Origin of the sequence: Brevundimonas sp. Leaf363, from assembly GCF_001424025.1 — a bacterium.
In the GTDB taxonomy this organism is placed as follows: Bacteria; Pseudomonadota; Alphaproteobacteria; order Caulobacterales; family Caulobacteraceae; genus Brevundimonas.
The window spans coordinates 506,844-521,325 of record NZ_LMPZ01000002.1 but is presented as its reverse complement, the minus strand read 5'-3'; the positions used below and the strand labels follow the sequence as shown (position 1 = coordinate 521,325).

Genomic DNA, 14,482 nt, shown 5'->3' with positions numbered 1-14,482 from the left:
GCCGGCGATCTTGCCCTTGCGGCGCCATGAACGCTGTTTAGTGTGCACTGCAACATGACCCAGGCCGCCCTGATCCACTCCGCTCCCAGCCGATCGCGCGGAGCCGTCGCCTTGGTGCTCGGCGCCTTGGCCATGGGCGGATTCGCCATCGGCATCGCCGAGTTCGCGGCCATGAGCGTCCTGCCCGACTTCGCTGCGGGTCTGGGCGTCGACGCACCGACGGCCGGCCATGTGATCAGCGCCTATGCCGCCGGCGTCGTGGTCGGGGCGCCGCTGCTGGCGGTGGCGGGCGCGCGCTATCCGCGCTGGATCCTGTTGATCGCCTTCATGGCCCTGTTCGCCATCGGCAATGGGCTCAGCGCCTTGGCGCCGACCTACGGCTGGCTTCTGGCCTTCCGCTTTCTCGCGGGCCTGCCGCACGGCGCCTACTTCGGCGTCGCGGCCCTGGTCGCCGCCTCGGTCGTGCCTCTCCGGTATCGCGCGCGGGCCGTATCCACCCTGCTGATGGGCCTGACTGTCGCAACCGTGGTGGGCGTGCCCATCGTCACAGCGGTCAGTCACGCCTTCGGCTGGCGCTGGGCTTTCGCCGGCGCGGCCTTCTGCGCTCTGGTCACAATGCTGGTGGTCGCCCTGTTCGCGCCTCGCGACCCGGCCGAGGCCGGCGCCAGCCCGATGCGGGAACTGGCCGCGCTGAAAAGCTCCCAGGTCTGGCTGACCCTGGGTGTCGGCGCGATCGGCTTCGGCGGCATGTTCGCCGTCTACGCCTTCTTGGCCTCGACCCTGACGGCAGTGACGGGCGTGTCGGCGCAGGTCATGCCTTGGGTATTCGCCGTGTTCGGCGCCGGTATGTTCGCCGGCAATCTGATCGGCGCATGGGCCGCCGACCGCTTCGGCTACCGCGCCGCCGTGGGCCTGCTGCTGCTCAGTGCGATCTCGATGGCCCTCTATCCCTTCGCGGCTCCACACCTGCCCGCCATGCTGGTCGTGGTGGTCATGATCGGCGGTACGGGCGGCCTGGGGTCCGTCCTGCAGACGCGACTGATGGACGTCGCCGGCGAGGCCCAGACCCTGGCCGCCGCTCTGAACCACTCAGCCTTCAACACCGCCAATGCGCTGGGCCCGTTCCTCGGCGGCCTGGCCATCGCCGCGGGCTTCGGCTGGACTTCATCGGCGTGGGTCGGCGTCGCTCTGGCGCTCGGCGGGGCGGCGATCTGGTTCGTGTCGTACCGGCTGGACGCGACGCGCTGACATCGCGCGCGAACCCTGCTAAGCGCGCGCCATGAGCGCCGCCGTCATCGTCTATCCAGGTTCCAACTGCGATCGCGACTGCAAGGTCGCCGTCGAGCGATCGACCGGCGAGCCGGTCAGCATGGTCTGGCACGCCGAGACGGACCTGCCCGAAGATCTCGACCTGATCGTCATCCCGGGCGGCTTTTCCTACGGCGACTACCTGCGCTGCGGGGCCATGGCGGCTCAGTCGCCCATCATGGGCGCGATCAGGCAGGCCGCCGACAAGGGCGTGGCCGTCGTGGGGATCTGCAACGGCTTCCAGATTCTGTGCGAGGCCGGGATGCTGCCGGGGGCCCTGCTGCGCAACGCGGGCCTGAAATACGTCTGCAAGCCCATCAGCCTTACCGTCGCCAATGCGCAGACCCGGTTCACCGCCGGCTACCAGGGCCAGAGCGAAGTCGTGATGACCCAGGGCAACGGCGACGGAAACTATTTCGCCGATCCAGAGACCCTGGCCCGCATCGAAGGCGAGGGGCAGGTCGTCTTCCGCTACGTCGATAACCCTAACGGGTCGGTCGCCGACATCGCCGGCATCCAGAACGCGCGCGGCAATGTCCTGGGCATGATGCCCCACCCGGATCGCGCCTTCGAGGCCGAGCTGGGCTCCGCCGATGGCGCGATCCTGTTCCGCAGCGTCATGGCCGCGGCCTGACGTCAGGCGTCGCTGGTCGATCCCAACTGTTGATCGTCGTCCGCCAGTCCTTCGCCGGCCTCTGACTGATCGACCGCGTCCTCGTCTTCATCAGCCGTCACCACGCCGCCGGGATCTCGCTGAGCGGCGAGTTCGCGAGCGCCGATGCCCTGCCCGCGCTCGATCGCCAGATTGGCGTCGACCGTATCGGTCTCGAAGTGCGGGTTGTCAGTCGGGGTGTCGGTGTCGGCCATGGCGGTGCTCCGGTGTTCCAGACCAGATCAAACCCACGCCCGGTGCGCCAGTTCCGCAATAGATGCGTTGCCGCCGGGCCGGCGAGCCACTACGGCCAAGCACAATGCGACGCGCGATCCTGCACATAGGCACCGAAAAGACCGGCAGCACGGCGATCCAGTCCTGGCTGAATCAGGCCGACAGCGTCTTGGCCCAGGCGGGCTATCGCTACTGCGAGGCCGCCGGTCGGCCGAACAACACGCGGCTCTGCGCCTACGCCCGTGACCCTCAGATCATCGACGACGTCCGCATGCGGCAAGGGTTGCGGACGCCGGCCGACGTCGCGGGCTTCCGCACCAGTTTCGCGAAAGCTCTGGCGCGAGAGGCGGAGGGCCATGCGGACAAGACGATCATCTTTTCCAGCGAGCACTGCCACAGCCGCCTGACCACGATCGCGGAGGTGCAGGCGCTGCATGACCTGCTGCAGCCGTTGTTTGATCAGGTTCAGGTGGTTGTCTATCTGCGGCGTCAGGACCGGGTCGCGACCAGTCTCTATTCGACGGCCCTTCGCGCCGGGCAGACGCGCGCCAGCGTGCTGAACCCCGACCAGATCAACACGACCTTCTACGACTATGACGCGCTGCTGACGCGCTGGAGCACCGTCTTCGGGCGCGAGAGGCTGACCGTGCGCCTGTTCGACCGCGACGCCCGACACGACTTTTCCGTCGTGCAGGATTTCGCCGGCCTTCTGGGCGTCGTCGCCGAGGAACCCGCGTCCCGCCCGAACGAGAGCCTCAGCCGCGAACGTCAGGAGTTTCTGCGGCGCATGAACGCCTTCATTCCACTCTTCGTCGATGGTCGATCCAACCCGGCGCGCGGCGCCCTGCAGCGCTATGTGAAGGGCGGCGGCCAGGGGCGCCGTCCGGCCCGCGCGGACGCCCAGGCCTTTTGCGACGCCTTCCGTGACAGCAACGAAGCGGTCCGCCGCAGCTGGTTCCCCGACCAGGCGACGTTGTTCGACGATGATTTCAGCGCCTACCCCGAGACCGAGGATTCCGCCGAGATCGGCGTCGACGAGGCCTTCGCCGTCATGGCCGAGGTGTGGGCGCAGGCGGCGCGGAAAAACAACGCTGTGATCGAAAAGCTGCGCAAGACGAACAAGCCGTCAGTCCCGAAGAGCTCCGTCGTGCGTTCAGGCCGCAGCAGGACTTCACAGGACTCCGTCGTGGACACACCGAAACAACGCCGCAGCATCGTCATCCTCATCGCGACGGTTTTCGCGATCGTCATCGCCCAGCTTCAGATGGTCATGGGCTGGGGCCAGACGCCGTCGGAATTCGCCGCAGACAGCGACGCGACGTTGAAGGTCGCCGGCTTCGCCTTCGCCATCTGGGGCGTGATCTATTTGTGGCTCGCGGTTTATGCGGTCCGGCAGGTTCTGCCGCAGACCAGCGACAGTCCGCTGATGGCCCGTCTGGGATGGCCGTCCGCGCTCGCCCTGCTCGGCATCGGCGTCTGGATCGTGGCTGCGGCCTTCGATTGGGAATGGGCCACGGTGGCTCTGATCTTCGGATCGGCGATCGTCCTTCTGGTTCCGCTGTTGGCGGAGGGCGGGCGTATCCAGTCGCTTCGCCTGGGGTCGCGTGAGCGCTGGCTGGTGGTCTGGCCGTTGACCCTGCTGGCGGGCTGGCTGTCGATCGCGGCGCCGGTCAACCTTCTGACCATCCTCACCGGCAATGGAGAGCTGCCCACCGCCGTCTCACCGACAATCTGGGCGATCCTGGCCGTCGTCGCCGTTAGTGCTGCGGCCTTGGCCGTGACGTGGCGGTTGCGCGTCATGGCCTACACGCTCCCCATCGCGTGGGGCCTGTTTGGCGTGGCCTCGGCCGAGTCTGACCGTAATCCGCCGCTGGGTCTGGCCGCCGCGATCGCCCTGGGCGTCACCCTGATCCTGTCGGCGGCCATTGTCGTCGCCCACAGCCGCCGGGTGGAGCGCTAGCGCGGGAATGGCGTCGCGTCGTCGTCCGCCTCGCGCGGATCGTCGCCGGCGCCGACGTCGAACGCGCCCGTTTCGTCAAAGCCGACGCTGCCGACCCCTGCCGCGGAGCCCGTCAGACGCTGACGCCGGCTGGCCAACGCCGCCTCCGGCGCGGCTGCGTCCATCTCGGCCGTGAGGGCGGGGTCGTTGGAGCGGTCCATCTGCTGGCCGTCGGCGGGGGTGGGCGCGGTGGGGCCGGGCGTGCGGCTCATCACACGCCCTCCCCGTCTTCGCCCTCGTGGGGCTGGCCGGACTTGCCGGCCTTTTCCGCTAGGGCCGAGGCGCCGACGTCGTCCGCTGCGATCTCGGGCGCGTCGGTCTCTTCGGGCGTGGCGGCGGGGTCGATGGGTTGCGATGTCATGCGGTCTCTCCTGTTGCAGAGGAAATCCGCCGCGCCGCCGCCCGTTCCCCTCCGCACAGGCTGACACTGGAGCCGAGTCCGGCTAAAGCGCGCCCATGAGCGCTCTCGAAAAGACCATGGCCGAACTGGCCGCCGAATACGGCCTGGCCCCGAACGAGTATCAGGTCGTGCTGGACCGGCTGGGCCGCGAGCCCAATCACGTCGAGCTGGGCGTCTTCTCGGTCATGTGGTCCGAGCACTGCTCGTACAAATCGTCCAAGATCCATCTGGGCAAATTCCCGACCACCGGCCCCCGCGTGATCTGCGGCCCGGGCGAGAACGCCGGCGTCATCGACATCGACGACGGCGACGCCTGCATCTTCAAGATGGAGAGCCACAACCACCCCTCCTACATCGAGCCCTATCAGGGCGCGGCGACGGGCGTGGGCGGCATCATGCGCGACGTCTTCACCATGGGCGCGCGCCCCGTGGCCCTGCTGAACGCCCTGCGCTTCGGCGACCCCAGCCACGAGAAGACCCGGCGTCTGGTTACCGGCGTCGTCTCCGGCATCGGCGGCTACGGCAACTGCGTCGGCGTGCCGACCGTGGCGGGCGAGACCAATTTCCACGCCGGCTACAACGGCAACATTCTGGTCAACGCCATGTGCGTGGGCCTGGCCAGGGCCGACAGCATCTTCTACTCGGCGGCCCCCGGCCCCGGCCTGTCGGTGGTCTATTTCGGCTCCAAGACCGGCCGCGACGGCATCCACGGCGCGACCATGTCCTCGGCCGAGTTCGACGATGAGTCGGAATCGAAGCGCCCGACCGTGCAGGTCGGTGATCCCTTCGCCGAGAAGCTGCTGATCGAGGCCACGCTAGAGCTGATGGCGTCCGGCGCCGTCGCCGCGATCCAGGACATGGGCGCCGCCGGCCTGACCTCCTCCTCGGTCGAGATGGCCGGCAAGGGCGGGGTGGGCATCGAGCTGAACATGGACAGGGTCCCCCAGCGCGAAACCGGCATGTCGGCCTATGAGATGATGCTGTCGGAAAGTCAGGAGCGGATGCTGGCGGTCCTGAAGCCCGGCCGCGAGGAGGATGGCTACCGAATTTTCCAGAAGTGGGGCCTGGACGCCGCCGTCATCGGCATGACCACCGAGACCGGCCGCCTGGTCCTGAAACACCACGGCGAGACCGTGTGCGACGTGCCGCTGGCGCCCCTGTTCGACGACGCCCCGCTCTACGACCGCCCCTGGGTCCAGCCGACGCTGCAGCCTAAACTGGACCACAGCGCCATCCCCGCGCCCGAGAACTGGGCCGATGCGGTGCTGAAGGTCGTCGCCTGTCCCGACATGGCGTCGAAGCGCTGGATCTGGGAACAGTACGACCGCCACGTCATGGCCGACACCCTGCAGGACTCGGCCACCGGCGCCGACGCCGGCGTGGTCCGCGTGCACGGCACCGACAAGGGTCTGGCCGTCACCAGCGATTGCACGCCGCGCTACGTCCAGAACGACCCCTATGAGGGCGGCAAGCAGTGCGTGGCCGAGGCCTGGCGTAACCTCACCGCCGTCGGCAGCCGCCCCATCGCCATCACCGACAACCTGAACTTCGGCAACCCGCAGCGCCCCGAGATCATGGGCCAGATCGTCCGCGCCATCGACGGCATGGCCGAGGCTTGCCGCGTGCTCGACTTCCCGGTCGTGAGCGGCAACGTCAGCCTCTACAACGAGACCAACGGCGTCGCCATTCCGCCGACGCCCACCGTAGGCGCGGTCGGCCTTCTACCCAACTACGACGTGGTCGCCGGCTTCGGCGGCGCGGTCGAGGGCGACGTGCTGGTGCTGATCGGAGAGACGGTCGGAGAGCTTGGCGCGTCGCTGTACCTGCGTGAAGTGCTGGGCCGCGAGGACGGCGCCCCGCCGCCGGTCGATCTGAAGCTGGAGCGCAAGACGGGCGACTTCGTGCGCGAGCTCATCGAGAGCGGCGACCTGACCTGCATCCACGACCTGTCGGACGGCGGCCTGATCGGCGCCGCAGCCGACGTCGCCCTGGCCTCGGACGTCGGCATCGAGCTGGACGCCACCTCGGCGACCCACGCCCACATCTTCCTCTTCGGAGAGGACCAGGCGCGCTATCTGACCGCCGTCTCGAACCCAACCGACCTGATCGCCAGGGCCCAGGAAGCCGGCCTTCACGCCTCGGTCGTCGGCCGCGTCACGGGCAGCGACTTCGCCTCGGGCGAGCTGTTCCGCATCCCGGTCAAGCACCTGCGCGAGTGGCACGAAGGCTGGTTGCCGAAGTGGATCGCGGGCTGACACGGCACGCTCTCCGCCTCCTGGGCGGAGACAGCGAGCATAGCGAGCAGAGGCGGGCAAGCTCCGGGTGCGACCCTTTCGGGCCCGCCTCTGGCCGCTTCGCGGCCTGTCTCCGCCCATCGGGCGGAGAGCGATTTCAGCCCGCCCGCATCCGCACCTTCTGCAGCCAGGTCGCCGAGCGCAGGCCCCACTCCAGCGGGCCGTAGCGGAACCGCCGGAACCACAATCCCGCGAACACCAGCTGAACCGCGAACGCCACGACGCCGATCCAGAACGCCTGCGTCTGACCGATCGTCTCATAGCCCCCCAGCCCGAAGCTGTAGAAGACCGGCACGAACACCAGCGACTGGGCGATGTAGAGCGTCAGCGTCATTCGCCCGGCCGGCGCCAGCACGCCCAGCCCACGCCCCTTCAACAGACGCCACACCTCGACGAAGACGAGGATGCTCAGCACCGTCCAGCCCAGATCGACCCAGGCGCCGGTCGTCATTCCCCAGACCCATTCCGCTCCGCCCAGCCCGTTCGGAAACAGCGCCGCCGTCAGAGGCTCACGCAGTTCGCGGAACGCCAGCGTCGCCACCAGCACCGCCGCGATGGCTGCGCGCCGCGCCGTCCTGAACCGGTCCTCCGCCGCGAAGAACCCGATCCGCCCGAAGATCAGCCCGACCACGAACAGGCCTAGGATCTGCGACATCCGTCCGGACTCGAACATGAACCACCACTTCATCACCTGGCCGGTCCAGACGTTGACGGCCAGGGTCTGGATCAGGTCGCCGTTCAGATAGACGGCCATCGCCGGGTCGTTGGAGAAGTTCGGCGCCGCATTGGCCCATTCCTGCCCCGCCAGCGCCGAGGCGATGCGGAACAGATTCCAAGGCTGCAGGAAGAAGAAGACCGCCACGACCCAGAGCCACCGCACGCTCCGGATCCGGTTGATGGCCAGCATCGCCAGCCCCAATACCGACAGCACGGTGATGATGTCGCCCCGGTAGACCAGCCCGTGAACCCAGCCGACCACGAACAGGATCAGCAGCCGCCACGCCAGCCGCCCGGTGAAGTCCACGCCCCGCTTCGCCGCCCCGTCCATCATGACGAAGACGCTGAAGCCGAAGCAGAAGGCGAAGATGGCGTAGGCCTTGCCGGCGAAGATGCCGAACACCCAATCGTGGAACACATTCTGGGGCGGCAGCACGGCCCAATAGAGCTCGAACAGCTCATTCATGTGCACCAGGAACAGGCCCAGCAGCGCATAGCCGCGCAGCCCGTCCACCATGTCCAGACGCGCCTCCGGCGCCGATCCCACGGTCTTCATAGCGATTTCCCCCGCCGGGTCTGACGCCCGATCCTGGCCCCTGATGAAAGCTGGGCCATGGGGTGTCAACTTGGGCCGCCCGTCTTCAAGCCTGGCCCCATACTTGAGCCTGTCACGATCGGCGATTAGGTCGAGCCGATGCTCCACCTCCCTCGCCGCGCCCTGCTGACCGGCTTCGGCTTCGGTCTTCTGAGCCCGACCGGCCCCGCGCTGGCCCAGGCGGCCTTCACGGAAAGCCCCTTCCAGCTGGGCGTCGCGGCGGGCGATCCGCTGCGGGACGGCTTCGTCATCTGGACGCGCCTGGCGCCCCGTCCGCTGGAGCCCGACCACGGCATGCCGGCCGCGCCCATGGCGGTGACATGGGAAGTCGCCCTGGACGAGGCCTTCGCCACCGTCGTGGCCCAGGGCGAGGCCGTCGCCCGCCCCGAACTGGCCCATGCCGTCCACGTCGAGGTCGAGGGCCTTCGACCCAGCCGGCCCTATTTTTATCGCTTCCGCTGCGGTGGCCACGCCAGCCCCGTCGGCCGCGCCAAAACCGCGCCCGCCCCCGGCGCCGTCGTGGACCACGCCGACTTCGTCGTTCTGGGCTGCCAGTCGTTTGAGCACGGCTTCTACACCGGCCACGCGCGGGCGGCGGCCGAGGACGCCGACTTCGTCTACTGCTACGGCGACTACATCTACGAGGGCGCGGCCGCCCCCACCTACACAGGCTCAGGCGGGACAATCCAAAACCCGCGCGTCCACCTCGGCGGCGAATGCTACAGCCTGGACGACTACCGGCGCCGCTACGCCCAGTACAAGATGGACCCGGACCTGCAGGCCAGCCACGCCGCCGCCGCCTGGTTCTGCACCTTCGACGACCACGACGTGCACAGCAACTGGGTCGGCGATTTCGACGAGGACGGCGCCCCGCCCGAGGTCTTCCGCTTGCGTCGCCAGTCCGCCTTCCAGGCGTATTACGAGCACATGCCGCTGCGCCGTTCGGCCTTCCCGACCGGCTCGGCCATGCAGATGTACCGCAACGCCCAGTGGGGCGACCTGCTGGACCTGCATCTGCTCGACACCCGCCAGTACCGCTCGATCCAGCCGTGCGAGAACGCGCGCGCCGCCACCTGCGCCGGCGTCGACGCCGCCGAGGCCCAGGTGCTGGGCGAAGCGCAGAAGGCCTGGCTCTATCGCAACCTCGACGCCTCGGCCGCGCGCTGGAAGGTGCTGGCCCAGCAGATCATGATGATGGACCTGGACCGCAAGGAAGGTCCCGAGGTCGGCTACAGCCTCGACACCTGGGCCGGGTATCGCATCCCGCGCCAGCGCCTGTTGCGACGCATCCGCGACCGCCGGATCGACAACGTCGTCGTCCTGACTGGCGACGAGCATCAGAACTATGCGGGCGAACTCCACATCGAGGGCCGGAACCCGGATGACGCGCCCGTCGCGGCGGAGTTCGTCGTGACCTCGCTCAGCTCCTCCGGCGACGGCCAGGACCAGCGCGCCGATGGCCGACGCTACTTGGCCGACAACGCCTTCCTCAAGTTCAACAACGCCCAGCGCGGCTACGTCGTCTGCGATGTGACACCCGACGCCTGGCGCACCGAGTTCAAGGTCCTCGACAAGGTCTCCGAACGTGGCGGAGCCCTGACCACGCGCGCAACCTACGCCCTCGAGCGCGGGTCCAGCCGCATCGTCGCTGCTTGACCTAGGCCTCGCGCCGCTCGCTAACCGGCTGCTTCTCGGCCGGGGCGTCGGGCACATACTCCAGGATGTCGCCAGGCGCGCAGTCCAGGTAGCGGCAGATCGCATCCAGCGTCGCCAACCGCATGCCGCGCACCTTGCCGGACTTCAGCAGGGACAGGTTGGTTTCCGAAATGCCGATGGCGCGCGCCAGCACGTTGGAGCGCACCTTGCGCCGGGCCATCACCACATCCAGCCGCACGATCAGGGGCATCAGACGAACCGCGAGGCGTCGTCCTGCACCTGCGCCCCCCACAGCATGACGCGCGCGACGACGAACAGCACCAGCCCCAGCAACAGCGCCTGAAGACTGTCGAACCGCAGCCAGCCGCGATCGTCGAAGCCGCTCAGATCGACGATGAAATGCCCAACGGTCGGCGCGACCGCATAGGCGATCAACCACGCCGCAATCCGCCCGATGCGGCGCGCATTCTCGACCGCCAGCACCACGCCGGACGCATAGAGGCCGAACAGCCGCCGCAGCTCCCACAGGATGGCCAGCGCCGGCCCCATCATCACCGTGGCCGAGGTCGCCAGCGCGATCTTCTGCACCCACGGCAGGGCGCCCACCGTCGTCCACGTCGGCGGGACCGGCGGTACGCTGGCCTCGATGTAGATCTGCATCCCGCCCGGCCAGACCTGCAGTCGCGTGCCCGTATAGGTCAGGACCGCCACCACGGCGATGGCCAGCACCACCGACCCCAGAACCAGCAGCCCCGTGAATAGCCAAGCCAGCGGCCGGCTCAGCAGGCGGATGCGGCCCAGCGCCGGCGCCTCTTCGGGCATCGGCGGCGGAAAGGACAGAAGCTGGCTCACGCCACGGATCTCCCGATTGACAGCCAAATCTTTATGTCATTCGATAAGGACACGCAAGGAGCCGCCGCATGACCGCCGCCCGCCGTTTCGTCATGCCCGCCCTCCTCGCCGCCACGCTTAGCGCCTGCGCTAGCCCCATGACCCACCACGCCCTGACCCCCGCCGATCTCGGCGTCCCGGCCGCGCCGGGCGCGCTTGAGGCTAGCCTGACTCAGCCAGGCGTCATCACCCTGACCCGCATCGCCTTCGCGGAATGGACCGCCGGACGCGGCGCCTTCATCGACCGCGAGGACCCGCGCACCGCCGCCACGCCCAAGGGGCAGGAGACGGCGACCATCTACGCCTACGTCATCGACCACCCCACGCGCGGTCGTTTCCTGATCGACAGCGGCGTCTCCGCCGATCTGGAGAGCCGCCTGAACCCCGTTATGCGGCGCGGCGTCCACGATCTGTCGGTCCGCGTCGAGCGCACCACCGCCCAGGTCTTCGCCGACCAGACGCCACCGCGCGCCGTCTTTCTGACCCACCTGCATTTCGACCACATCGGCGGCCTGATCGACCTGAACCCCACGACGCCGGTCTATGTCGGCCAGGGCGACGCCCGCGACGCCAGCCGCATCAACACCCTGCTCGGCTCCCCCGCCGACGCCATCCTGCGCGGCCACGGCCCCTTGCGCGAATGGCGCTTCCAGCCGGACCCGAGCGGCGCCTTCAACGGCGTGCTGGACATCTTCGGCGACGGCTCGGTCTGGGCCCTGCACGTCCCCGGCCATTCCCCCGGCTCGACCGCCTATCTGGTCAATGCCGTCGATGGTCCAAAGCTGGTCACCGGCGACGCGACCAGCACCCGGCTGAACTGGCAGGGCCTGCCCCAGCCGCTTTCCGCCGCCGCCCGCACCCAGGCCGACGCATCCGCCGACCGCCTCCGCCGCTTCGCCGCCGCCCATCCGACCATCGAGGTCTTCCTCGGCCACCAGTCGCTGGATCAGCGCCCGGTCAGATAGTCGTTCGCCTCGACCAGCTCGAACCCCGGCGTGCTCTCGATGAAGTGACGCAGCCAGTACAGGTGCCCCGCGCCGTAGACGACCACGATCCGGTCGCCCGGCTTGGCCGTCAGCATCAGCTTGGCGAAGATCTTGGCGTTGCGCTCATACCAGCCGGCGTTCAGTTCGGCGCCCGGCTGCTCCACCGCATCGCCATAGCTCAGCAGCCGATAATAGAAGTCGATGGCGCCGTGCATCGGATGATCGCGCCGGTTCATGTCGCGCAGCATCCAGCCCAGGGTGTGGATGCGCTGGTTGGCCTCCATCTCGGCGCTCAGCCGCCCGGGCTCGGCGATCAGGGCGTTCAACTCGGCCTCGCGACCATGCGCGGCTGCCCAGGCGGCGACCTTGTCGAACGGGAAGTAATCGTGCTCGCCCTCGTCCGGCTGTTCGTCGATGGCGTAGACGCGGCTCACGCCCGTCAGCGCCGCCAGCCGATAGCCGATCTGCACCCGCTCATCCGAATTGCTGGTCAGGGTCGCGGCCGTGAACTCGGGCCAGCGCTGATCGGCCAGAGTCGCGGTGTCCGTCGCGATCCGCTCCACCGCCACCGCCGTCGGCCGGAACCGCGCTAGGTCCTCGGCCACCTGCGCCAGCTCGGCCTGCTTCGCCGGCGTCGTCACCGGGTCGATCTGGGCATTGGCCAGATCCATGCCCGGATTGTCGAAGTGGAAGGCGCCGACCACCATCACCTGGATCGGCTCCGGCGCCGGGGCCTGAGTTTGGGCGTGGACAGCGGATGCGCCGAACGCGACGGCGGCGGCAAGGACGAGGGCTTTCAGCATGACGGCTCCAGTGGCTTTCGCCTGTTAGAGCCTGCGCCGCACGCTTCCGGATGCCCCTCGCCGCATTAAGTTTCGGACAGGCGACCGATCAGTCCAGCGGCCGCGCCGTCACGCCCTCGTTCGTCATCAACACCGGCTCGATGTGGCCGTCCTCGCGGAACACCAGTCGGTCCAGCGCGACCTCGCGGTGGTTGCCGTCCGTCTCGTCCAGCGGGCGACGGTGGTAAGCGATGACCCAGTCGTCCGTGCCGGGTATGTTGACGACCGAATGGTGGCCGGCGCCGCGCGCAATGGTCTCGTCCTGTTGCAGGATCAGCCCTTCACGCTTGAACGGACCGAACGGCGAGGCGCTCACCGCATAGGCGACGCGGTACTCCGACGTCGTCCAGTCGCCCTCCGACCACATCAGGTAATAGAGGCCCCGCCGCTTCAGCATGAAGGCGCCCTCGACGTATCCCTCCGGCGTGATCTCCTTGAAGGTCTCGCCGTCGTCGAAGGGGACGACCTGCGTCAGGTCGTCGGACAACCGCACCACATTGCAGTGACCCCAGCCGCCGTAGAACAGATAGGTCCGGCCGTCGTCGTCCACAAAGACCATCTGGTCGATGGGCTGGGCGCCGTTGTGGATCGCCCCGATCAGCGGATGGCCAAGGGCGTCCCTGAACGGACCCTCCGGCCGGTCGGCCACCGCCAGGCCGATGCCGCCCGGCTGCTGGTCTGTCTTGATGTCGTTGGCCCCGAAGAACAGGTAGTAGCGCCCGTTCCGCTCGATCGCCGACGGCGCCCAGACCGCATAGGCGGCCCAGCTGACGTTCTCGACGCTCAGCACCCGGTCATGCTTCGTCCAGTGCACCAGATCGGGCGAGGAGAAGGCGTCCATGAAGGTCTGCTTCAGAAACGGCGCCCAGATCTCCGGATTGGTCCGCATCGCCGCCTGTTCAGGCGTGAAGTCGGTGTCCAGAACCGTCTCGGCCGTCGGCGCCGACATCGTCGGATAGATCCAGTACTGGCCGTCGAAGATGCGAATTTCGGGGTCCGCATACCATCCCGGTATGACGGGGTTCTCGGCCACGGCAGGCGTCGCCGTCAGCAGGGCCAGCGCCGCCAGCCAGCCGCGCACTACGCCACCACCGGCACAGCCTGGCTCAGCCGACCGCCGACGCGGATCGGCTCGATCCGCTTGGCCAGCCCCGTTCGGTCGTCCGTCTCGACGAAGACGCCGCAGATCGTCGCTGCCCCCGACGCCGGCGAATACCGCCCGCCCGAGATGCGCGTCGTGAACCGCCGCAGCGGCTCCTCCTTCTCGTTGCCTATGACCGAGTCATAATCGCAGCACCCGCCCGCGTCGGTCTGATAGGCCGTGCCGCCCGGCAGGATCTGAGCGTCGGCGGTCGGCACGTGGGTGTGCGTCCCCACCACCAGGCTGGCCCGCCCATCGCAGAAGTGGCCCATGGCCATCTTCTCGCTGGTCGCCTCGCAGTGCATGTCGACGATGATGGCGTCCGCCGCGACGCCCAGCGGACAGGCCGCCAGTTCCTTCTCGACCGCCCCGAACGGGTCGTCGACGGCGTCCATGTGGATGCGGCCCAGCGCGTTCATCACCAGCACCATCCGCCCGTCCTGCAGCTGGAACAGGTTCGCCCCCGCCCCCGGCGCATCCATCAGGCGCGGATAGTTCAGCGGCCGCAGCAGCCGCGGCTCGCGGACGATGTAGGTCAGGGCCTCGCGCTGATCCCACGAGTGGTTGCCCAGAGTCAGGCAGTCGGCCCCCGCCATGAACAGCTCATTGGCCGTATGCTCGGTGATACCGAACCCGCCCGCCGCGTTCTCGGCGTTCACCACCACGAAATCGAGCTTCAGCTCGCGCTTCAGCCCGGGCAGGTGATCACTGATCCCGTCGCGGCCAGACTTGCCGATCACGTCGCCGAAAAACGCCAGTCTCATTGG

The 14,482-nt window shown here is 68.5% G+C and carries 15 protein-coding genes; 6 read left to right on the top strand and 9 right to left on the bottom strand.

The annotated features are described in order from the left end of the window. Nucleotides 1–54 precede the first annotated feature (54 nt). Complete coding sequence (locus tag ASG17_RS05515; RefSeq protein ID WP_056100285.1) at nt 55–1,248, top strand: MFS transporter; 1,194 nt, start codon at nt 55–57, stop codon at nt 1,246–1,248. Between the two features lie 31 nt (nt 1,249–1,279). Then, on the top strand, nt 1,280–1,942 hold the full coding sequence (gene purQ / locus ASG17_RS05510) for a phosphoribosylformylglycinamidine synthase subunit PurQ (protein WP_056100283.1): 663 nt from the start codon (nt 1,280–1,282) through the stop codon (nt 1,940–1,942). Between the two features lie 2 nt (nt 1,943–1,944). Here purQ and ASG17_RS05505 read toward each other — a convergent pair whose 3' ends face one another. Next, nucleotides 1,945–2,175 (bottom strand): hypothetical protein, encoded by a 231-nt coding sequence (locus ASG17_RS05505; protein WP_056100281.1) that lies wholly within the window; start codon nt 2,173–2,175, stop codon nt 1,945–1,947. Nucleotides 2,176–2,279: 104 nt separating this feature from the next. Here ASG17_RS05505 and ASG17_RS15745 point away from each other — a divergent pair, with 104 nt between their 5' ends. After that, a complete protein-coding gene (locus tag ASG17_RS15745; RefSeq protein WP_235560365.1) occupies nt 2,280–4,154 on the top strand; it encodes a DMT family transporter in 1,875 nt (624 codons plus the stop codon). On the opposite strand, the gene ASG17_RS05495 is transcribed toward ASG17_RS15745, so the two are convergent. Continuing rightward, the gene (locus ASG17_RS05495) at nt 4,151–4,405 is read right to left on the bottom strand and encodes a hypothetical protein (RefSeq protein WP_056100278.1); all 255 of its coding nucleotides are present in this window, start codon (nt 4,403–4,405) and stop codon (nt 4,151–4,153) included. The two genes, ASG17_RS15745 and ASG17_RS05495, sit on opposite strands and share 4 nt — an antisense overlap. Beyond that, on the bottom strand, nt 4,405–4,554 hold the full coding sequence (locus tag ASG17_RS15410) for a hypothetical protein (RefSeq protein WP_156367736.1): 150 nt from the start codon (nt 4,552–4,554) through the stop codon (nt 4,405–4,407). Before ASG17_RS15410 ends, ASG17_RS05495 begins: the two co-directional genes overlap by 1 nt. Nucleotides 4,555–4,649: 95 nt before the next feature. Between ASG17_RS15410 and purL the strand changes: the two genes are divergently transcribed. After that, a complete protein-coding gene (gene purL / locus ASG17_RS05490; protein ID WP_056100275.1) occupies nt 4,650–6,848 on the top strand; it encodes a phosphoribosylformylglycinamidine synthase subunit PurL in 2,199 nt (732 codons plus the stop codon). A 136-nt stretch (nt 6,849–6,984) separates the two neighbouring features. Here purL and ASG17_RS05485 read toward each other — a convergent pair whose 3' ends face one another. Beyond that, nucleotides 6,985–8,160 (bottom strand): DUF418 domain-containing protein, encoded by a 1,176-nt coding sequence (locus tag ASG17_RS05485; protein ID WP_056100272.1) that lies wholly within the window; start codon nt 8,158–8,160, stop codon nt 6,985–6,987. 138 nt (nt 8,161–8,298) lie between these two features. Here ASG17_RS05485 and ASG17_RS05480 point away from each other — a divergent pair, with 138 nt between their 5' ends. Beyond that, nucleotides 8,299–9,855 (top strand): alkaline phosphatase, encoded by a 1,557-nt coding sequence (locus ASG17_RS05480; protein ID WP_056100267.1) that lies wholly within the window; start codon nt 8,299–8,301, stop codon nt 9,853–9,855. 1 nt (nt 9,856) lies between these two features. Here the strand turns inward: ASG17_RS05480 and ASG17_RS05475 are convergent, their stop codons facing one another. Next, entirely contained in the window at nt 9,857–10,105 is a 249-nt protein-coding gene (locus ASG17_RS05475) for a helix-turn-helix transcriptional regulator (protein ID WP_056100266.1), read from the bottom strand. Continuing rightward, complete coding sequence (locus tag ASG17_RS05470; protein WP_056100263.1) at nt 10,105–10,707, bottom strand: hypothetical protein; 603 nt, start codon at nt 10,705–10,707, stop codon at nt 10,105–10,107. Before ASG17_RS05470 ends, ASG17_RS05475 begins: the two co-directional genes overlap by 1 nt. 68 nt (nt 10,708–10,775) lie before the next feature. On the opposite strand from ASG17_RS05470, the gene ASG17_RS05465 reads away from it, so the two are divergent. After that, nucleotides 10,776–11,711: an MBL fold metallo-hydrolase gene (locus ASG17_RS05465; protein WP_235560364.1), complete on the top strand. Its 936-nt coding sequence runs from the start codon at nt 10,776–10,778 to the stop codon at nt 11,709–11,711. Here ASG17_RS05465 and ASG17_RS05460 read toward each other — a convergent pair. The 3 genes from ASG17_RS05460 to ASG17_RS05450 all read right to left on the bottom strand — a co-directional run bounded on the left by ASG17_RS05460 (nt 11,693) and on the right by ASG17_RS05450 (nt 14,479). After that, nucleotides 11,693–12,535, bottom strand: coding sequence for a DUF5694 domain-containing protein (locus ASG17_RS05460; protein ID WP_056100260.1), 843 nt, complete (start codon nt 12,533–12,535; stop codon nt 11,693–11,695). The genes ASG17_RS05465 and ASG17_RS05460 overlap by 19 nt on opposite strands. An 88-nt stretch (nt 12,536–12,623) precedes the next feature. Further along, nucleotides 12,624–13,655, bottom strand: a complete 1,032-nt coding sequence (locus tag ASG17_RS05455) for a glycoside hydrolase family 43 protein (protein ID WP_056100257.1) — start codon at nt 13,653–13,655, stop codon at nt 12,624–12,626. Beyond that, nucleotides 13,655–14,479 (bottom strand): TIGR00282 family metallophosphoesterase, encoded by an 825-nt coding sequence (locus ASG17_RS05450; RefSeq protein ID WP_056100254.1) that lies wholly within the window; start codon nt 14,477–14,479, stop codon nt 13,655–13,657. The genes ASG17_RS05455 and ASG17_RS05450 overlap by 1 nt, the downstream gene beginning before the upstream one ends. Between the last annotated feature and the right edge of the window lie 3 nt (nt 14,480–14,482).

Coding starts and splice junctions, on each gene's coding strand:
- ASG17_RS05515 (WP_056100285.1), top strand. CDS start 55: ATGACCCAGGCCGCCCTGATCCACTCCGCTCCCAGCCGATCGCGCGGA.
- purQ (WP_056100283.1), top strand. CDS start 1,280: ATGAGCGCCGCCGTCATCGTCTATCCAGGTTCCAACTGCGATCGCGAC.
- ASG17_RS05505 (WP_056100281.1), bottom strand. CDS start 2,175: ATGGCCGACACCGACACCCCGACTGACAACCCGCACTTCGAGACCGAT.
- ASG17_RS15745 (WP_235560365.1), top strand. CDS start 2,280: ATGCGACGCGCGATCCTGCACATAGGCACCGAAAAGACCGGCAGCACG.
- ASG17_RS05495 (WP_056100278.1), bottom strand. CDS start 4,405: ATGAGCCGCACGCCCGGCCCCACCGCGCCCACCCCCGCCGACGGCCAG.
- ASG17_RS15410 (WP_156367736.1), bottom strand. CDS start 4,554: ATGACATCGCAACCCATCGACCCCGCCGCCACGCCCGAAGAGACCGAC.
- purL (WP_056100275.1), top strand. CDS start 4,650: ATGAGCGCTCTCGAAAAGACCATGGCCGAACTGGCCGCCGAATACGGC.
- ASG17_RS05485 (WP_056100272.1), bottom strand. CDS start 8,160: ATGAAGACCGTGGGATCGGCGCCGGAGGCGCGTCTGGACATGGTGGAC.
- ASG17_RS05480 (WP_056100267.1), top strand. CDS start 8,299: ATGCTCCACCTCCCTCGCCGCGCCCTGCTGACCGGCTTCGGCTTCGGT.
- ASG17_RS05475 (WP_056100266.1), bottom strand. CDS start 10,105: ATGCCCCTGATCGTGCGGCTGGATGTGGTGATGGCCCGGCGCAAGGTG.
- ASG17_RS05465 (WP_235560364.1), top strand. CDS start 10,776: ATGACCGCCGCCCGCCGTTTCGTCATGCCCGCCCTCCTCGCCGCCACG.
- ASG17_RS05460 (WP_056100260.1), bottom strand. CDS start 12,535: ATGCTGAAAGCCCTCGTCCTTGCCGCCGCCGTCGCGTTCGGCGCATCC.
- ASG17_RS05450 (WP_056100254.1), bottom strand. CDS start 14,479: ATGAGACTGGCGTTTTTCGGCGACGTGATCGGCAAGTCTGGCCGCGAC.